The organism is Actinoplanes aureus, assembly GCF_015704865.1.
In the GTDB taxonomy this organism is placed as follows: Bacteria; Actinomycetota; Actinomycetes; order Mycobacteriales; family Micromonosporaceae; genus Actinoplanes; species Actinoplanes aureus.
In genome coordinates this window covers 266,897-285,972 of the sequence record NZ_JADQTO010000009.1, presented here as the reverse complement: position 1 = coordinate 285,972, position 19,076 = coordinate 266,897, and the positions used below count along the sequence as shown (strand labels likewise).

Here is a 19,076-nt window from a genome sequence, read left to right as displayed (position 1 = left end):
GCCTACGAGAAGCCCGGTGATCGAAGCGTCACCGCGCCGTATGCGCGAGGATGGCGGTGGCCAGTTCCTCGTGCACCTCCGGCGGCAGGGTGTGCCCCATGCCCGCCACGATCATCAGCCGCGCCTCCGGGATCTGCTCGGCGATGATCGCGCCGTGGCCCGGCTTCGCCGGCTCGTGGCTGCCCTCGATGACCAGCGTGGGCGCCTTCAGCTGGTGCAGCACGCCCACCGGCTCGAAGTCCGGCTTGGCCATTGCGGCCAGCCGGTGGTTGACCACCGCCGACAGGTCACCGGCCCGGTCGTAGATCCGTTCCTGCAGCCGCCGCGCCGCGTCCTCGTCGAACGGCAGCCCGGTGCCGTGCAGCACCCGCTGCTCGGCGATCATGCCGTCTATCCGGGCGCGCCGGCCCTCCGGCGGTGCGGCGGCGATCAGCGCGCGGTAGAAGGCCACGAACTCCGGCGCCGGCTCGGGCAGGCTCCCCTCGGGCTGCGGCTGCCCCATCAGCGCCCGCATGATCACCTGACCCTCGCCGCCGCCGAGCGGCGAGGAGCCGATGGTGGTCAGCGAGCGCACCCGCTCCGGCCGCTCCACCGCGACGAACTGGCCGAGCAGGCCGCCCGCCGAGTGGCCGACCAGGTGGGCGCTCTCCAGGCCGTGGGCGTCCAGTACGCGGTACACGTCGTCCTTGATGTCGTCCCACGTGTACGGCTCCGCCGCGAAGTCCACCGTGCCGGACATGCCGGTGTCCCGGTGGTCGTAGCGGATCACCCGGCGGCCGCCGGCGACAAGGCGGCCGACGAACTCGTCCGGCCACAGGACGCCCTGCGACATCGAACCCATGATCAGCAGGATCGGCTCGTCCGTCACGGCGCCGAACTCTTCACTCCAGATGTTCACTTCAGGCATGCGTCAGAGCATGTCCGCTCGCGCTACCGGTGCCTTCTGTAGAACTACTAGTCGCGCCAGTTCCGTACGCGAGCCGATGCCCAGCTTCGGATACATCTTGTACAGGTGGTACTCGACCGTACGCGGGCTCACGAACAGCTGGGCGGCGATCTGCTTGCTCGACAACCCGTCGGCGACCATGCCCGCAATCCGCAGCTCCTGCGGAGTCAGCGCGTCGAGCACGGCCGACGGCTGGGCGGGCCCGGTCTCGCCGGCGGCCCGCAGCTCACCCTGGGCGCGGTCGGCCCACGGTCGCGCGCCGGCCCGCTCGAACGTCTCCCACGCCATCCGCAGATGCGCCCGCGCCTCGCCCGGCCGCTTCGCGCGGCGCAGGCGCTCACCCAGCAGCAGAGCCGTCCTTGCCGCCTCGAACGGGTTGGTGTGCAGCCGCAACGCCTCGCCGAGGGCGTCCTCGGAGGACTCGACCAGGCCCCGGCAACGGGTCAGCAGGGCGTGCGACTCGGGCGTCGCGGCGTACGCCGACCACCTCTCGTACGCCTCCAGCGCCGCCCGCGCGCCCACCTCGTCGCCCGCGCCCACGGCGGCCTCAACGCGATCCGGCGCCGTCCGCCAGGCCACGGTGGGATGCCCGACGCCCGGTCCCGCCACGGCGATGGCCGTGAACCGGTCGTGCGCCGTCGCGTACCGCCCCAGGCACAGGTCGAGCAGCGCCAGCGCGTACGCGGCCACTCCCGCCCGCAGACCCACCCGATGCGGTACGGCGATGGCTAATGCCTCCCGGGCCCGCCTCTCGCAGGTCTGTTCCTCGCCTCGCAGCGCCGCCAGCACGGCCAGGTTGGCCAGGTGCGCGGCCACGGTGTTCTCATAACCGGCCTCGCGGGCCAGGTCCAGGCCCTCCTCGGAGACGGCCTGGCTTCTCGTCAGCCGCCCGGCGATCCGCTCGGCCGTCGCCACGAACTCCAGCACGACCGGCAGCTGCCCGGCCATCCCGGACACCCTGGCCACCCGTCCGGCCCGCTCGGCCATCTCGGTCGCCAGATCCGACTCGCCCAGCTGGCTGGCCGCGGCCGCCGCCCACAGGTGCTCCGCCGCGTCCCGCAGCTCGCCGGCGAGTGCCAGCGCCCGCCGCAGCAGGCCCGGCCCGGTGGCGTCGCCGTCCAGCGTCAGACCGATCCCGGTCACCGTGTCGCGCAGGAATCCCTCGGGATACGCGGCCGCTCGCCGCCCGAGCTCGATGACGGCCGCCGTGTCACCGACGTACGAGGCGGCCTCCACGGCGTCGGCGAGCATGTCCAGGCTGTCGCCCGCCGCCAGGATCCGTACGGCCTCGGCGGCGTTGCCGGAGTTCAACTCGAACCGGCCCCGCAGCTGGGCGATCTCCATGGCCAGGCGGGCGTCCGCGCCGGCCTGGTCGCGGGCCTCGGCCAGCAGCGACTCCGCCTGCCCCGGGCGGCCACCGAGCCAGGCCGCCACGGCGGCGTCCTTCAGCCGGGCCGCACGGGCATGCGGCTCGGGGCTCAGCTCGGCGGCCCGGGCCAGGGCGGTGGCGGCGGTGCCGTACCCACCGCGGTCGCGCGCCCGCTCCGCGGCGGCGACCAACTCGGCGGCGACCCGCTCGTCCTTGCCGACGGCGGCTCCGGCCAGGTGCCAGGCGCGACGGTCACCGTCGGTGAGTTCCGCGAGTACGGCGTGCACCTCGCGAATCTCGGCGGGGGTGGCCGCCTCGTACACCGCCGACCGCACGAGCGGGTGGCGGAAACGCACGCGCGTGCCCGCGAGCTCGGCCAGCCCGGACCCCTCCAGCTCGGCCAACGCCCCCGCCGTTCCCTCGGCGGACAACCGGCCGGCGGCGCGCAGGCCCAGGTCGAGGTCGGCCTCCACGGCGGCGACCAGAGCGAGCAGCCGGGCCGGGGCGGGCAACGCGGCCACCCGATCACCGAACAGCCGGGCACCACCGGGAAGCGGGTCGGGCAGCGGTTCGCGTCCGGTGAGCTGCGCGGGGGTCAGGCCGGCGGCGATCTCGCCCAGGGCGAGCGGGTTCGCCCGGGTCAGCGTGACGAGTTCCCGCGCCACACCGGGTTGTACGTCGCAGCGGGACGCCAGCATCTCGGCCGCCGCCGCGTCGGGCAGTCCACGTACCTCCACCGTCCGGGGCACACCCTTGACCGGGGTGTCACCGCGCACGGCGTACAGCATGGCGATCTTTTCCGTCCCCAGCCGCCTGGCGGCGAACAGCAGGGCGTCGGCCGAGGCCCGGTCGACCCACTGGAAGTCGTCGACCACGCAGATCAGGCCGTCCGGTACGGCGGCTTCGGCCAGCAGGGAGAGCACGCCGGCGCCCAGCAGATACCGGTCGCCGGCCGTGCCCGGTGCCAGCCCCAGCGCGGCACGCACCGCGTCGCGCTGCGGTTCGGGCAACGCGTCGAGCGAGCCGGCCACCGGCCACAGCACCTGGTGCAGCGTGGCGAACGCGAGGTCGGACTCGGCCTCGACGCCGGTGGTCCGTAGCACCCGCATCCCGCCGGCCCGCCCGGCCGCCGCCTCGAGCAGGGCCGTCTTGCCCTCGCCTGCCTCACCGCGCAGCACGACCGCACCGCCGAAGCCGTCGCGAGCCCGCGCGATCACCTCGTCGAGTGCGCTGACTTCCGCGGATCTGCCGTAGAGCACGAGCAACTGTAGGAGATCTCCATCCGCCCCGTCACAACGGTGTGGTGAAAGCGGCGGCGGCCTGGTCGAGGTGCGCCAGGAAGCGGGTGACCGCGGGTGGCCGGCTGCGGCCGGCCACCGTGGCGGCATAGACCCGGCGCACCGGCTCGTCGTCCGGGTGCAGTCGGAGCAGGGCGATGTCCGGCGGGGTGCCGCGGGCGGCGAGGACGGGGATCAGGGCGACGCCGAGACCGGCGGCCACGCAGCCGAGCTTGCCGGTCCACTCGCCGGCCACGATGTCGATGCGGGGCCGGAAACCGGCGGCCACGCTGTCGCCCAGCAGCGTCCGCTCGGCATGCGGGGAGCCCGCGATGAACGATTCGCCGGCGAGTTCGGCGAGACGTACGGTGCGGCGGCCGGCCAGCGGATGGTCCGCGGCGACCGCGAGCAGCAGGTGTTCGTCGAGCAGATGGTGCAGGTCGAAGCGGGAGTCGTCGAGCGGCCCGGACGGGGCCGAGCTGACCACCGCGACGTCGGCGTCGCCGGCGGTGAGCCGGTCCAGCAGCGCGGGTGTCATCCCTTCGACCAGCGACAGCGCCACCGCGGGGTGGGCGGCCCGGAACGCCGCCAGAGCACGGGGCACCAGGGCGGCGACGGCGGTGGCGAACGCCCCGACCCGCAGCCGGCCCGCGTCGAGGCGGTCCAGCTCGTCGACGGCCCTCCGGGCGGCGCTCAGCCGGTCGAGCACCGCGTCGGCGTGCGGCAGCAGTGCCCGGCCCTGCTCGGTGAGCGCGATGCCGCGGGGCAGCCGGTCCAGCAGGCGGGTGCCGACCTCCGCTTCCAGTGCCGCGATCTGCCGGGACACCGCCGACTGGGTGAAGCGCAGGTGGCGGGCCGCCGCGGTGATCGAGCCGAGGTGCGCGACCGTACGGAAGACCTCGAGCAGCTGGGTTTCCACGCAGCCATGCTAGTAGCGCATGACATCCATGCGAGACAGTCGTTTGTCGCATGGCTGCGGCCCGCCTAGCGTCGATGTCATGACGGACGTCGCGGTATTGGGCACCGGCCGGATGGGGAGCGCGCTCGCTGCTCGCCTGTGCGCCGCCGGTCGCCGGGTCACGGTCTGGAATCGCAACCGCGCCCGGAGCACGGCCGCCGCCGGCACGGGGGCGGCGGTGGCCGAGAGCCCGGCCCAGGCGGTCGCTGGAGCCGAGGTGGTGATCACGATGCTGGCCGACGGTCCCGCCGTCGAGGCCGCGCTGTTCACCTCGAGTGCGGCGGCAGCGCTGCGGTCCGGCGCGGTCCTGGTGCAGATGTCGACGATCAGCCCGGGGGAGACGGTGGCGATCGCGGAGCGGTTGCCGGCCGGCGTGTACTTCGTGGACGCCCCGGTCGGCGGCAGCGTCGACCGGGCGGCGGCCGGCTCCCTGACCATCCTTGCCGGTGGTGTGCCGGCGGCGGTGGAGCGGGCTGAGCCGGTGCTGCGCCACCTCGGCGAGATCCAGCGCTGCGGCGCCGCCGGTGCCGCGAGCGCCGTGAAACTGCTCCAGAACACCGCGATGCTGACGGCGCTCGGTGCTCTGCACGACACCGTGGCCGTGGCCACGGCGCTCGGCGTGGACCGGGCGTCGGTGCTGGATCTGCTCGCCGCCGGCCCGCTGGGCGGTGCGCTGCGGCGGGCGACCAGCACCACGTCCGACTTCCCGATCGCGTTGGCCGCCAAGGACCTGCGCCTGGCCCGGGGATCCCTGGGGGCGGCCGCGGCCGGGGGATCGCCGAGCGTGGCCCCGGTCGCCGAGGCCACGCTGCGGCTGATGGCGGCGGCCCCGGATCAACAGGCGGACCTGGCGACCCTCATCAACCTGGAGAAGGCATGAAGCTGACCCTCGATAACCCGGCCACCGTCGCTGCCCCGTACGCCGACCGGTTTTCGCATGTCGCCCGCCTGGACGTGCCCGGCGGCGCGCTGCTCACTCTCGCCGGGCAGGTCGCGGTGGACGATGCCGGCGCGGTGGTCGCGCCCGGCGACGCGGGCGCCCAGGCCGAGCGGATCTTCGAGATCATCGGCGCGCTGCTCGCCGCACACGGCGCGGGGTTCGGCGATGTGCTGCACATCCGCACCTACATGCTTGATCTGGGCGACCTGCCGGCGTACGCGGTGGTGCGTCGCCGGATCTTCCCGGCGGATCCTCCGGCCAGCACCACCGTGCAGGTCAGCGGCCTGTTCCTGCCCGGCCTGGTGTTGGAGGTGGAGGTCACCGCGGTCAGCCGGTGAGGTTGTCGTGCAGGAAGCCGGTGATCGCGGCGCGCGCGGCCCGGGCCTGCGGGACCATGCCGGGCATGCTGAGGAACGCGTGGATCGCGCCGGGATGTTCGCTGACCTGTACGGGTGTGCCGGCCGCGCGGAGCCGTCCGGCGTAGGCCCGTCCCTGGTCGGCGAGGGGGTCGACGGTCGGCAACACGACCAGCGCGGGGGCGAGCCCGCTGTGGTCGGCGGCGTACAGCGGTGACACGGCGTGTGCGTCGGTGCCGTCCGGTGCGGCCAGGCGGCGGAACAGCTCCAGCACCGTCATGCTGATCATGGGGCTGTCGGCGTGTTCCCGCATCGAGGCGTAGTCGTACGCGGTCGCGGTGACGTCGACGCATGGATTCACCAGCACCTGCGCCCGTAGCCTCAGCCCGGCCTCGCGGGCACGGATCGCGGCCAGGGCGGTGATCATCGCTCCGGCGCTCTCGCCGAAGACCGCCACCCGGGCCGGGTCGATCCCCCAGGGCGCGGGATGCCGCACCACCTCGTGCAGGACGTCCCAGCCGTCGTCGGCCGCCGCCGACATCGAGGTGCCGGCGGCCAGGAGCCGGTGCTCGACCGAGACGACCACAGCCGGCAGCCGTGCGGCGAGGCGGCTGTTGATCCAGTCGCTCTGCGGTGCGGTGCCGACGAAACCGCCGCCGTGCACGTGGAGCACGAGCGGCAGGCCCGACCCGCTGACCGGCCCACGCGATGGTCGGTGCACCCGGACCCGTACGACCCGGTCCGGCAGGGTCACCTCCTGCCAGCCGATCGTGGCCCCGCGGTCCGGGAATCCGGTGAACAGGCGGATCAGCCGGGAGGAGCGCCGGCGGTTCTCCGCCTCGCGGTACGCGTCCAGGGCTTCGGACGGCATGGCCAGCAAGTCCGGGTCTCGGGCCAGGGCGTGCAGCAGCCGGATGCCCACGGGCGGACGCCGCGCGGTGGTCACGTCAGTCATCTCTCCTCCTCGATCACTCAGTATTACGCTACTCGAAGTATCGATACTAGAAGTAGCATAACTCGGTATCCTGTGGCCATGGCCCGCGCGACCACGCCCACCAGACCACCCGGCCGCCCGCGCTCCGGCGTCGACGACGTGGTCTTCGCCGCGACATTGCGTACCGTCCACGAGCTCGGCTACGCGCGCGCCACGGTCGACCGCATCGCCGCGGCCGCCGGGATCGCGAAGACGACGATCTACCGGCGCTGGCCGTCGAAGGGCGCACTGATCACCGCCTGCCTCGTCGACGCCTTCGGCCCGGCGCCGCTGACCGGCGCCACCCGGGAGGAGATCCTGGCGTCCGCGATCCGCTGGGCGGCGGCGAAGATCGGCGAACCCGGGATCGGCGCGGCGTTCGCCGGGGTCTTCACCGACGCCGTCAGCGACCCGGCCCTGCGCCGGATCCTCGCCACCGAGTTGCAGGATCCCTACCGGCTCGCGCTGCAGGAGGCGCTGGGTGAGCCGGAGCATCGGGTGCTGTTCTTCATCGACGTCGTCGTCGGCAGCCTGCTGCACCGGATGGGCATGACCGGTGAGCCGATGATCGACGATGACGTGGACGCCCTGGTCGACATGGTTCTGCGTGTCCTCGACCGAACCTGATCGGATCGGGCAGCGACGATCGGGTGCGGCCGGGGGTGCTTCGGCCAGCCTTGGTGGTGAAGGGAGGCCTCATGATCTCGGCACTCAACCGGCTCGTCGACTCGGTCGAGCAGCACCTCACCGAGGAGCTCGACGTCACCGCACTGGCCAGGCGGCTCGGCACCACCGAGTACCACCTGCGCCGGATGTTCTCGTCGCTGGCCGGCATGCCGCTGTCGGAGTACGTACGCCGGCGCCGCATGACGGTAGCGGCCGCTGACGTGGTCCGCGGTAACGACGACCTGCTCGGCATCGCCGTCCGCTACGGGTACGGCTCGACCGAGGCGTTCGGGCGCGCGTTCCGGGCCGTGCACGGCGCCGGACCCGGTGAGGTACGCCGCGACGGAGGCCCCCTTCGGTCACAACCACAGATCAGGTTCCGCCTGACCGTCGAAGGGAGCATCCCCATGGACACCCGCATCGCCGAACGACCCGCGTTCCGCCTCGCCGGACACGCCACCCGGGTTCCGCTGATCTACCGCGGTGTCAACCCGCACATCCAGCAGTTCATCGCCGGCCTGCCGCTGGAGGAGCACCAGCGGCTGAAAGGCCTCAGCGACACCGAACCGGCCGGCCTGCTCCAGGTCACCGACGACCTGGAGCCGGACAGCGCCGAGGGCAGCGAGCTGACCTACCTGCACGGCGTCGCCGTCAGCCGGGACACGCCGGTCCCCGACGACCTCGACGCCATCGAGCTGCCGGCCGGCCGGTGGGCGGTGTTCCGCACCTCCGGGCCGTACCCGGAGACCCTGCAGAACGCCTGGGCCGCGACGGCGACCGAGTGGTTCCCGTCCAACCCGTGGCGGCTGCGGCCGGGACCGTCGATCGTCGCGATCCTGGACCGTGCGGCGGACTTCAGCACCGCCACCTGCGAGCTCTGGATGCCGGTCGAACCGGCGTAGCTCACGACGAGGGCCTGCGGCTCTGGGCGAAACCGTCCAGCAGGAGCCGCAGGCCCAGCTCGAAGATCCGGTCGAGGTCGAGGTCGTACCCATCGGTGGTGAAGCCGGCCATCAGGCGGGCGAACGCCGGATAGTGGCCGGTGGCCGCCATCGCGCCCATCGCGGGTTCCTGCTGCCGCATCCAGTCGTCGTCGGACATGCCGGTGGCGGCCTGCTCGTGCGCCTCCCGCTCGATGTTGGCGGCCAGTCCCTGCACGTAGCTGTACAGCAGCACCTCCACGTCGAGGGTGGCGGTCGCGTCGAGGCCGGCCCCCTCCAGCGCGGCGAGGATCTGCTCGCCGTGTGCGAGCAGCCCGGGCAGCGGCAGCGGCCGGTTGAGCGGGTTCAGCTGAGACAGCCAGGGATGCCGGCGGTGCAGCGTCCACAGCGTCCGCACCGCCTGCTCCACCCGCTCCCGCCAGCCCAGGGCCGGATCCGTCGCGGGTGGTAGCTCGCCGAACGCCGCGTCGGCCATCAGCAGGACGAGATCGTCCTTGCCGGCCACGTGCCGGTAGGTCGACATGGTGGCGGCGCCGAGCCGGGCGGCGATCCCGCGCATCGACAGCGCCTCCAGGCCCTCCGCGTCGGCGATCTCGATCGCGACCCGCACGATCCGCTCACGGGTCAGCTCACCGGCCGGTGCGCTCGTCGGCGGAACCGGCCCCGCGGCGGGCGAGGGTTCGGCGACGACCGTGCCTGCCCGTGGTTCCGCGCGGACCAGTCCCTCCTGGCGCAGGGTGTTCAGCGCCTTGGTCGCGGTGGCCGTCGCGACACCCCATCGGATGGCGATCTGACGTGTCGACGGAACCCGGTCACCGGGGCGCAGCTCGCCCTCGGTGATGCGCCGGCGAAGCTCGGCGACGATGCGCTGGTAGGGCGGCTCGGCGGTCACCATTCTCCTTCCTGTCCTAGTACAGAATCGCGTAGTGCTAGGACAGATATGCAGCTCGCAGGCTTCTCGGCGCAGGGTGTACGCCGTACATTCAATTGCGTACAGCGTACACACAAGGAGGCGTCATGACGAAGGTTCTGATCTCGGGTGCGAGCGTCGCCGGCCCGGCGCTGGCCTACTGGCTGCACCACCACGGCTTCTCGGCCACCATCGTGGAACGTGCTCCCGGGCCGCGAGCCGGCGGGCAGGCGATCGACATCCGCGGGGTTGCGCTGGACGTGGTCGACCGGATGGGCCTGCTCGGCCCGCTGCGCGAGGTCCGCACCCGGATGCGGGGCATGTCCATGCTCGACGGCGACGGCAACGAACTGATGCGCTCCACCGAGCACGCGATCAGCAGCGGTCGCCTGGACGGCGAGGACATCGAGGTGCTGCGCGAGGACCTCACGGCCATGCTGTACGAGCGGACGAACGCCGAATTCCTCTTCGGCGACTCGATCGCCGGCCTGGAGCAGGACGACCACGGGGTACGGGTGACGTTCGAGCGGGCCGCGCCGCAGACCTTCGACCTGGTGATCGGCGCCGACGGGCTGCACTCGACGGTGCGGCGGCTGGCGTTCGGACCGGAGGCGGCGTTCCTGCACCACCTCGGCACCTACCTGGCCGTCTACACGATGGACAACTTCCTGGAGCTGGAGGACTGGCAGCTGTGGTTCCGCGACGGCGAGCTCGGCGGCGGCATCTACCCGGCACGGAACAACACCGAGCTGCGGGTGAACCTGGGCTTCACGGCCGGGCCGATCGCCTACGACTACCGCGACCTCGACGCCCAGCGCCGGCTGCTGGCGGAGCGGTTCGCCGGGATGCGCTGGGAGGTGCCGCGCCTGCTGGACGGCATGTGGAAGGCACCGGACTTCTACTTCGACGCGATGGCCCAGATCAAGATGGACTCGTGGGCGCGCGGGAGGGTGGCCCTGCTCGGCGACGCCGGGTACTGCGCCTCGCCGCTGTCCGGACAGGGCACCAGCCTGGCGCTGGTCGGCGCCTACCTGCTGGCGGCCGAACTGGCCGCGGCCGGCGGTGACCACGTGGCCGGCTTCGCCGGGTACGAGCGGCGCATGCGCCCGTTCGTCGCGGCCAATCAGGCCCTCGCGACCGAGAACCCCGGCGGCCCGGCCTCGGAGGAGTCGGTCGACCGTGCCAAGCGGGCGATCTCCCTCGACCGGTGACCCGCCGGCGCGACCACCTGCCGGGGCCCGGCGGTCGCGCTGGGGCTCGGAGTGGCTGCCGGCTCGCGGGCAGGGCAGGAGCCGGCAGAACGCGTACGCCTCCGGTTCCTACTCGCCGGCGCGGAGCACTTCGCCGAGCCGGCGGCGGCGCCGCAACGCTGATTCGACCGGTACCACCACGGCAACCCCGACCAGCAGCGCCCCGGCCAGCACAGCGAGCGGTCCCCACGGCGGCACCACCCGCGGATCGCCGCTCTGCGAGGTGAGCAGCCGCAACATCAGCGGGCCGGACGTCACGCGCGCGAGCAGCACACCGAGCAGTGCCCCGCCGACCGCGGCCACCGCGACGGCCGGCAGCAGCTCGCCCATCGCGACCCGGCGCGCCTCCGCCGGGCGCAGGCCCAGGGTGCGCAGGCGGGTCAGCGTCTGCCAGCGTCCGGGGGCGCTCGCCGCCGCGCCGAGGGCCAGCCCGAGCAGCGCGAGCGCCAGCAGGGTCGCGGCCGAGGCCCACGCGAGCGCCAGCAGCCCGGCGACCAGCGGCGCGTCCCGGCGGGCGCGCAGCACCTCGGTGCGCAGTACGGTCGTCGCCTCCACCCCGGCGGTGGCGGCGGCCTCCGGCGCGCCGGGACCGGTCAGCCAGATGGTGTTCGGTACGGCCGGCACCCCGGAGGCGGCGTCCACGATCACCAGATCCGGCAGATTGTTCACCGCCGGCGCCGTGCCGACCGCGGTGAGCCGCACCGCGGGGGCGCCCTGGCGCAGCAGATCCAGGCCGATGCCGGGCCGCAGGGCGCCGTCGGCGGAGCGGACCAGCGCCGGGACCGTGCCGGGCGCGGTGAGCCGGTCCAGGGCCGGTTCGTCCGGCAGCGGGGTGTCCCGCAGGAGCCGCCGGAACGCGGCGGAGTCGACGACGACCAGGACGGGCGAGACCGTGGTCTCGTCGGTGACGATCCGTTCGGCGCCGGTGACCCGGGCCGCGACGGCGTGCCGGACACCGGGCGCCGCGGCGAGACGGCCGGCCACCTCGGCGGTGAAGCTCTCGGCGTCCGGGGCGACGTCGAGGCGGGCGTCGGCGCCGACCGTACGCCAGGCGCCGTCGGCCAGGCCCGCCCGTACCGTGGCGTCCACGGTGAGCGCGAACGAGGCCAGCGCGGCAGCCGTGACCAGCGCCAGCAGCGGCAGTGCCCGCCCGGCGGTGGTGGCCGCCCGGGCGGCGCCGAAAACGGCCAGGGGCCGGCGCGAGCGCAGCGCGATCCGCAGCACCACGCCGGCAGCCGGCGGAAGCAACCGCAGCAGGATCAGCGCGCCGGCGAGGGCGGTGAGCGTGGGGGCGGCCGCCGGGAGCCCGTGCAGCACGCTGCGCTGGTGCAGTGCGACCAGGGCGGCGATCGCGGCGGCCAGAACCGCGGCCTCGCCGGCGGCGCGGCGCAGCCGGCCGGTGTGCCGGGCCCAGCGGCGCGCGGACCGGTTGGCGGGCACCCGCCGGTCGCGCGTGGCGCGCGCGGCGGCGAGCAGCCCGAAAGCCGGCGCGGCCAGGGCCGCGGCGACCACCACGGGCGCCACCCAGAGCCAGGAGACGATCGGCACGAGGGTACGCGCGAGCAGCACTCCCGCCGCGCCCCCGGCCAGCGCCACCGCCGCCGACTCCAGCAGCAGTTCCCCGGCGAGGGCCGGCAGGCCGGTGCCGCGCTGCCGGGCCAGGGCCAGTGCCGGGGTACGGCGGCGGGCCAGCAGGTCGGCGGCGAGCAGCAGCACCAGCACGGCGGCCGTCAGCACCGCGAGCAGCAGCACGGACGCCTGCGCGGACGCGGCCTCGATCTGGCCGCCCACCTCCCGCAGCACCGCGTCGAGCTGGGTGTTCCACACCGAGGACGTGTCGAGTTCGCCGGTGGCTCCCGAGTCCGCCTTCAACGCGACCGCGGTGCCGGCGATCGCCTGCGCCGACTCCCAGGTCAGCACCGGAGGGTCGGGCATGAACAGGACCGCGCGGTGGAACTGGTCGGCGTTCAGGGCGAGCCGGGCGTCAGGCAGCGACTCGGCGGAGAGCAGCCCGCCGAAGCGGGTGGAGCCGGCCCCGTCCGCGCCGGGCACCGGATCCAGCAGCCAGGGCGCGATCCGCCAGGCCGGATCGGTGCGGTCGACCGGACGGTAGACGCCGCTGACCCGTACGTCCTTGACGTTGCGGTTGCCGTCGGCCAGCTGAAGCCGGTCGCCGGGTCGCACCCCGAGGGCCCGCGCCACGGCCTCCGAGACCCCGGCCTGGACGACCCACGGCGGCCCGGAGTAGGGGGCCAGGACGTCGCCGCCGGCGTCCGGCACCGCGGGCCCGGGCGCGCTGCCGGCCGTCCAGACCACCGCCGGTCCGGCGCCGTTCGACAGGTACGCCAGCCGGAACGTCCGCAGCACGCTGCCGTCGGTGAAGTTCAACGGGGTGCTGAGCGCGGAGGTGACCGGCGGCCGCAGCACCGGCCGCAGCCCGCTGCCCAGCTCGTCGAAGGCCCGGTCCCGCAGCGCGTCCAGGTCCTCGGCGAGGCGGGGCATGCGGTACCGGCCGCCCGGCCCGTCGTCCGGCTCCCAGTGGGCGCTCACCGTGACGTCCGCCCGGTCGCCGGCCTGCCGGACGGCCTCCTGAACCGCCCGGTCGGCGGTGTCGCGCAGCAGGCCCGGCACCGCACCGGCGAGCAGGCTGATCACCGCGACCACGCCGGCGACCAGCAGCAGCGGGCCGGCGTCGGCGCGGGCCCGGCCCCGCACGCTGGCCCAGTGCGGCACCGGCGGTCGCCTCACGACGTCACCCGCAGGTGCGCGGCGTCGGCACGCCGGGACTGCACCACCACCACGACGGTCACCGCGAGCGTGCACACCGCCAGCAGCAACGCGAGCAGGGCGGCCTCGGCGGCCCACGGCCACAGCGGTACCACGGCCGGCACGGGAGCGGCGCCCGTGTCCGAGCGGACCAGCAGCGGCGCCACCAGGCGGGTGCCGATCGCACCGACCGCCGCACCCACCACGAACATCGGCAGCAGGACTACCGCGTGCTGGCCCAGCAGCGTGCGGCGGACCTCACGCCGGGTCATCCCGAGACCGCGCAGCCGGGCCACCTCGAGGGCACGTATCCGAAGGTCGCTGGTCACGTGCAGGACGATGCCGGCGAGCAGCAGCAGGGCCGCCGCCGGCACCAGCAGCCGCAGCACGGCCGGCAGCCCGGCCGGCACCGGTCCGGAACTGAGCCGCTCGATCTCGCCGTCGCGGGTGGTCACCGGACCCAGATGCAGACCGGCCGCCCGCTCGGCGGCGTCGGCGTGCCCGGGCCGCCCGGCCCACCAGGCGTCCACCGGGAACTCCAGATCGCCCCGGACCACCAGGGCCCGCGACAGCGTGTCCAGGTCGGCGAGGATCGCGGCCGCCCCGGGCGCGGACGGGATCGCCGGCACCACGCCGGCGATCTGGATGGTGAGCGGCGTGGTGCCGACGGCGACGTCGAACCGGTCGCCGGGGCGGGCGTCGAGCTGGCCGGCGAACCGCTGCGACACGGCCACCGGCACCGGGCCGGGATCGGCGAACGCGGTCGCGACCAGCTCGCGGGCGGCGTCCGGCGGGCCGCCGAGCCCGACCGTCGCGGTCATGCGCAGGCCGTTTCCGGTAGCGGTGACGGCGGGGTCGCCGAGCTGCTCGGCATTCGGCTCGACCGAGGTGGCGGTCCACGTGCCGGTACCGGTACCCGGGACGGTGAGGGTGACGGCGACCTCGGTTCGGTCCGTACGGTCCGGGCTGATCGCGTCGCCGGTCACCGGCAGCGACACCGCGACCAGGCGCAGGCCGTCGGTGGGGGCGCACCCCGGTAGCCGGTGGGCCCGGCCGTCGAGCGGCACCGGCGTACCGGTGCAGGCGGTTCGCAGACCGGTGGCGTCCTCGAGGAGCAGACGCGGGGTGACCGTGAGGGCCTCGGCCGCTTTGCCGGTCACGACGAATCCGGCTCCGGCCGGGACACCGATGCCCCCGGCCCGCTCCGCCGGGGCCAGCCCGTCGCCGGTCACGCCCCGCCCGCGCAACAGCTCCCCGGCGCCGGTCAGGTCGGTCGCCACCAGTCGCGGGGCGTCCCCGCTACCGCCCAGCCACTGCCCGACCGAGACACCGCGGTCGGTGGCCGGCCGTACCGTGCCGCCGACGGCCGCACTCACCGCCGCGCCCTGGCCGGCCACCGGGGCGGCGGTGAGGGTGAGCGCCAGGTCGGTGCCGACCGACAGGTCGGCCTGGTCACGCTGGGACCGCGTCCAAGTGGCGTCGAAGGCCACCCCGAACGTGCCGGCCGCGCAGGCCAGGGTGATCAGCAGGCCGGCGGCGGTGGCCTGCGGGCGGCGGGCGGCCTCGGCCACCGCGAGCGGCAGGGACAGCCCGTTCGCCCGGCGGGCCAGCCGCTCGGCGGCCGCCAGCGCCGGCGGCACCAGCCGCAACGCGACCGCGGCACCAGCGGTGAGCAGCAGGGCGGGCGCCAGTACGCGTACCGCGTCGACTCTGGGGTCGGACCCGTCGGGCTGGGCCCGCAACTGCCACCAGCCACCGGCGGCCAGCGCCACGAGCAGCAGGTCGGCGCCGGAGCGGGCCAGCAGTTCCCGGCGTCCGCGCTCGCCGGTCGCCGGCGCGGGTCGTACCGCGAGCACCACCAGCAGCACCGCCAGCGCGAACGCGCCGAGAACGACGGCGACGACCTGGCCGCCGGTGACGCCCGGCGCGGTGGCCAGGCCCGCCCCGGCCAGCGGCGGCACCTGGCTGAGCCCGGCGTGCAGCACCGCCGAGCCCGGGATCGCGAGCGCCGCCGCCAGCAGGGCGAGCACACCGGCCTCGGCGATCGCGTTGAGCGCCAGCCGTCCCCGGCCGGTACCCATCGCCGACAGCAGGGCGGTCTCGTCCGCGCGTACGCCCGCGGTCAGCCGGCCGGCAAGCGCCAGCGCGGTCGCGGTCAGCACGACGCCCAGCACGGCGATCGCGAGCACGGCCCCGTTGACCACCTGCTGCTGCTCCCGCGCGGCCAGCAACTCCGACGGCAGCCGGGAGGCGATCCGCTCGATCTGCACCCGGTCGCCGAGGATCCGCGCCAGCCGCCGATCGGCGCCGAGCACCGCCTCGGTGACCGTTGCCAGGTCGCGGCGGGCCGGGGCGGACAGGTCGGGCCGGGCGGTGATCTCCAGGCGACTGATCGCCGAGCCGCTGCCGAGCAGATCGCCGAGGTCGAGCAGGAACGGCCCGAACGCCCGGGACGGCTGCAGCGCGCCGCCGTCCCGGTAGGCCAGGTCGTACCCGGCGCCGGCCAGGGGGTCGCGGTCCCAGCCGGTGCCCGGGCGTGGGCGGACGACACCGACCACGGTCACGTCCATCCCCGGTGCGGGGTCGCGTGCCTTCTCCGGGCCGAGCCGCACCCGGTCGTCCGGGGTGAGGCCGAGCAGCCGGGCGGTGGGTTCCAGGACGACCGCTTCGCCGGGTGCCCGCGGCCAGCGGCCGGCCGTGAGCGAGGCCCGCTCCGGCAGATCCTCGACCCCGGACAGGTAGCCCACTTCGCCGGGTCCCAGCGACCGCATCACCGACGACGCCCGTGCGGCGGTGGTGGACCGGAACGGCGCCAGCGTCGAGGTCAGCAGCTCCCGGGTGTCACCGGCCACCGACCGGGCGTCCCGGCCGCTCATCGTCACCGTGTACGCGGTGACCTCGACATCCTCCGGCGCGGCCCGGGCTGCCGCCACCTCGAGCGCCTGCCCGGCCGTACGCGTCACCAGCAGCGCACAGACCCCCAGCAGCGTGGCGCCCACCGTGACCACCGCCAGCAGCGAGGCCAGCAACTGCCACTGCGCCCGCGCCCGGCCCGCCAGAAGCCTCAGCACGGCTGGTCGTCGATCCGCCCGTCACCGATCCGGATCACCCGGTCGGCGAGGGCCATCATCACCGGGTCGTGCGTGGACACCAGTGCGGTGACTCCCTCCGACTCCACCACCCCGCGCAGCAGTGCCATCACCGATCGGCCGGTCTCCGCGTCCAGTTGCCCGGTCGGCTCGTCGGCGATCAGTAGTCGTGGGGAGGCGGCCAGAGCGCGGGCGATCGCCACCCGTTGCTGCTGCCCGCCGGACAGCTCACCCGGACGCTGCCGGGCGTGCTCGGCCAGGCCGACCAGGTCCAGCAGCAATGCGACCCGGCGTTCCCGTTCGGCCGCCGGGGTCCGGGCCAGCCGCAGCGGGGCGCCGACGTTCTCCGCGGCCGACAGCACCGGGATCAGGCCGAAGGTCTGGAACACGTACGAGACCTTCTCGCGCCGCAGCAGCGACAGCCCGTCCTCGTCGAGGGCGGTGACCTCGGTGCCGTCGACCACCACGGTCCCCGAGTCCGGCCGGTCCAGCCCGCCGATGACGTTGAGCAGCGTGGTCTTGCCCGACCCGGAGCGCCCGACCAGCGCCACCATGGTCCCCGCGGCCACCTCGAACGACACGTCACGCAACGCGTGCACGGCGCCGAAGCTGCGGTTGACCCGGTCTACGCGAAGGATCACGACTGAGCCTCGATGTCCGGGCGGATCGTCACGTGGTCGGGCTCCAGGGCCAGCCGTACCCGCCTGGTCAGGGCGAGAGCCTCCCGGTACTCCCGGGGAATCTGTACTCGCCCGGCCCGGTCCATCACCGCGTACTCCTCCGCGATCACGTGGGTGTCACCGTTCTCGGCGGTCGCGGTACGCCGCAGCACCTCACTGCTGGTCCGCCCGTCCCGGATCGCGACCGTCCGGGCCACCTGGCCACTGACCTGCGGATCGTGGGTGACCACCACGACCGTCACCCCGAACTCCCGATTCACCTGCCGCAACGCCTCGAACACCTGCGCCGAGGTGGCGGTGTCCAGCTCACCGGTCGGCTCGTCGGCCAGCAGCACCCGCGGCTGATTGGCCAGGGCCACCGCGATCGCCACCCGCTGCTGCTGCCCGCCGGACATCTGCGCCGGGCGCCGGTCCGCGCAATCCGCGACCCCGAGCGCCGCCAGCAACTCGCCGCCCCGGGCCTGCCGGGCCCGGGCCTTGACCCCGGCCGCCGCCATCGGCAGATCCACCACCTGCCGGGCCGTCAGGTACGGCACCAGGTTGCTCGCGGTCTGCTGCCGGACGAACCCGACGGTCTGCCGCCGGTAACGCACCCGATCCGTACGCGACATGGCCAGCAGATCCCACTCGCCGACCCGCGCCCGCCCGGCGGTGGGAGCGTCGATCCCGGCGAGGATGGACAACAGCGTCGACTTGCCCGACCCGGACGCACCCACCACGGCGACCATCTCGCCGCTGTCCACCATCAGATCGAGGCCCTGCAGCGCCTGTACCTCGATCGAGCCGGTCTGATAGATCCGCACCAGGCTCTCGCAGACGATCAGCTGCTGCGCCATGGGCCTCCTCGGGCTGATCTTGGATCGCCCGCCTTTCTATCTCCTCGCCTCTGCGCAGTCAATCAGCGATGGGCCGATGCCGGCCGGTCAGGCGTCGACCACGACGAGGCGGCCGCCGGCCGTCTCCCACGGGCGGACCGGCGGCGACGGGGCCGCGTTCGCGGTCAGCCGGGCCAGACCGCCCGGACCGCTTCGGCGAGCGCCTGGCCCTGGACGAGCCCGGCCTGCGCGGTCGGCGCGCGGCGGGCCGGATCCATGAAGTTCTGGCCCATCGCCGTCATGGCCGCCTCGTCCGGCGCGATGAGCAGCGTCTTGCCGGCACCGGTCGACGCCATCTCGGCTTCGATGCGGGCCGGGTCCAGCGCGGCCATCGGGGCGATCACCACGAGCTGGTCGGCGCCCTCGGCGAGGTCGGCGCCGGCACCGAGCCGGATCCCGCCGTCCATGTAGCGGCGGCCGTCGATCGTGACCGGCGGCATCAGACCGGGTACGGCGCAACTGGCGGCGACGGCGAGTTGGAGGGGCACACCCGACGCGGCGTCGAACACGACGTCACGCCCGTCGGCGGTGTCCATGGCGGTGATCCGCAGTTCGCGGGCCGGCCAGTCCCGGATCGGCAGCAGGGACGCGATGCCCGCGACGTAGGACTGCTCGTCGCGGGTCGGCGCGGACAGCGCGAAGGCGCCCACCCGCATCCGCGCCTCCATCACCGGCACCGACGGATCCGCGAGCACAGCGAGTGCCGTAAGTACCCGGCCGGCGCCCCCGCCGCCGGAGCCAGAGCCGTCGGATGTGCTCGCCGTTTGCATGGCCACCGCGATCTCCAGGTCGATGCCCGCGGTCAGCACGGTACCCACCACCGAACCGGCCGACGTGCCGATGACCAGGTCGGCGTCGCCGAGCGGGACACCAGCCCGCTGCAGCCCGCAGAGCACACCCAATTCCCACGCGATGCCGGTGACACCGCCGCCACCAAGAACGAGAGCCTTCGTCACGTACCGGACGGTAACAAGGCGGCGCGCGCCAAGCCAGAGGCGCACCTTGCCCTGGGGCGCGGACACCGAAAGCCTGCGCTTCGCCGCGGGCGCGGTGCGAATCTCCGGGCTCGCAGCGGTGTCC

The 19,076-nt window shown here is 74.5% G+C and carries 15 protein-coding genes; 5 read left to right on the top strand and 10 right to left on the bottom strand.

Annotated features, from left to right (window positions below):
• Nucleotides 1-28: 28 nt before the first annotated feature.
• From I4J89_RS21185 to I4J89_RS21175, 3 genes are read right to left on the bottom strand one after another with little or no spacing between them, the layout of a single operon-like run.
• A complete protein-coding gene (locus I4J89_RS21185) occupies nt 29-907 on the bottom strand; it encodes an alpha/beta hydrolase (protein ID WP_196415734.1) in 879 nt (292 codons plus the stop codon).
• A 3-nt stretch (nt 908-910) separates the two neighbouring features.
• Nucleotides 911-3,574, bottom strand: a complete 2,664-nt coding sequence (locus tag I4J89_RS21180) for a LuxR C-terminal-related transcriptional regulator (RefSeq protein WP_196415733.1) — start codon at nt 3,572-3,574, stop codon at nt 911-913.
• Between the two features lie 31 nt (nt 3,575-3,605).
• Complete coding sequence (locus I4J89_RS21175) at nt 3,606-4,511, bottom strand: LysR family transcriptional regulator (RefSeq protein WP_196415732.1); 906 nt, start codon at nt 4,509-4,511, stop codon at nt 3,606-3,608.
• Between the two features lie 79 nt (nt 4,512-4,590).
• Here I4J89_RS21175 and I4J89_RS51265 point away from each other — a divergent pair, with 79 nt between their 5' ends.
• Nucleotides 4,591-5,430, top strand: a complete 840-nt coding sequence (locus I4J89_RS51265; protein WP_196415731.1) for an NAD(P)-dependent oxidoreductase — start codon at nt 4,591-4,593, stop codon at nt 5,428-5,430.
• On the top strand, nt 5,427-5,828 hold the full coding sequence (locus tag I4J89_RS21165; protein ID WP_196415730.1) for a RidA family protein: 402 nt from the start codon (nt 5,427-5,429) through the stop codon (nt 5,826-5,828). The genes I4J89_RS51265 and I4J89_RS21165 overlap by 4 nt, the downstream gene beginning before the upstream one ends.
• On the opposite strand, the gene I4J89_RS21160 is transcribed toward I4J89_RS21165, so the two are convergent.
• Nucleotides 5,818-6,801, bottom strand: a complete 984-nt coding sequence (locus tag I4J89_RS21160) for an alpha/beta hydrolase (protein WP_196415729.1) — start codon at nt 6,799-6,801, stop codon at nt 5,818-5,820. The genes I4J89_RS21165 and I4J89_RS21160 overlap by 11 nt on opposite strands.
• 78 nt (nt 6,802-6,879) lie before the next feature.
• Here I4J89_RS21160 and I4J89_RS21155 point away from each other — a divergent pair, with 78 nt between their 5' ends.
• Nucleotides 6,880-7,446, top strand: coding sequence for a TetR/AcrR family transcriptional regulator (locus I4J89_RS21155; protein WP_196415728.1), 567 nt, complete (start codon nt 6,880-6,882; stop codon nt 7,444-7,446).
• Between the two features lie 71 nt (nt 7,447-7,517).
• Nucleotides 7,518-8,387: an AraC family transcriptional regulator gene (locus tag I4J89_RS21150; protein WP_196415727.1), complete on the top strand. Its 870-nt coding sequence runs from the start codon at nt 7,518-7,520 to the stop codon at nt 8,385-8,387.
• Nucleotide 8,388: 1 nt separating this feature from the next.
• On the opposite strand, the gene I4J89_RS21145 is transcribed toward I4J89_RS21150, so the two are convergent.
• A complete protein-coding gene (locus I4J89_RS21145; protein ID WP_196415726.1) occupies nt 8,389-9,321 on the bottom strand; it encodes a TetR/AcrR family transcriptional regulator C-terminal domain-containing protein in 933 nt (310 codons plus the stop codon).
• Between the two features lie 122 nt (nt 9,322-9,443).
• On the opposite strand from I4J89_RS21145, the gene I4J89_RS21140 reads away from it, so the two are divergent.
• On the top strand, nt 9,444-10,547 hold the full coding sequence (locus I4J89_RS21140; RefSeq protein ID WP_196415725.1) for an FAD-dependent monooxygenase: 1,104 nt from the start codon (nt 9,444-9,446) through the stop codon (nt 10,545-10,547).
• A 108-nt stretch (nt 10,548-10,655) separates the two neighbouring features.
• On the opposite strand, the gene I4J89_RS21135 is transcribed toward I4J89_RS21140, so the two are convergent.
• The 5 genes from I4J89_RS21135 to I4J89_RS21115 all read right to left on the bottom strand — a co-directional run bounded on the left by I4J89_RS21135 (nt 10,656) and on the right by I4J89_RS21115 (nt 18,952).
• Nucleotides 10,656-13,334: an FtsX-like permease family protein gene (locus I4J89_RS21135; RefSeq protein WP_196415724.1), complete on the bottom strand. Its 2,679-nt coding sequence runs from the start codon at nt 13,332-13,334 to the stop codon at nt 10,656-10,658.
• Nucleotides 13,331-16,423, bottom strand: a complete 3,093-nt coding sequence (locus I4J89_RS21130) for an ABC transporter permease (RefSeq protein WP_196415723.1) — start codon at nt 16,421-16,423, stop codon at nt 13,331-13,333. The genes I4J89_RS21135 and I4J89_RS21130 overlap by 4 nt, the downstream gene beginning before the upstream one ends.
• Nucleotides 16,417-17,082 carry an ABC transporter ATP-binding protein gene (locus I4J89_RS21125; protein ID WP_196415722.1) on the bottom strand — a complete coding sequence of 222 codons (666 nt, stop codon included), beginning with the start codon at nt 17,080-17,082 and terminating at the stop codon, nt 16,417-16,419. The genes I4J89_RS21130 and I4J89_RS21125 overlap by 7 nt, the downstream gene beginning before the upstream one ends.
• Nucleotides 17,079-17,957, bottom strand: coding sequence for an ABC transporter ATP-binding protein (locus I4J89_RS21120; RefSeq protein WP_196415721.1), 879 nt, complete (start codon nt 17,955-17,957; stop codon nt 17,079-17,081). Before I4J89_RS21120 ends, I4J89_RS21125 begins: the two co-directional genes overlap by 4 nt.
• 164 nt (nt 17,958-18,121) lie before the next feature.
• Entirely contained in the window at nt 18,122-18,952 is an 831-nt protein-coding gene (locus I4J89_RS21115; protein WP_196415720.1) for a patatin-like phospholipase family protein, read from the bottom strand.
• Nucleotides 18,953-19,076: the final 124 nt, after the last annotated feature.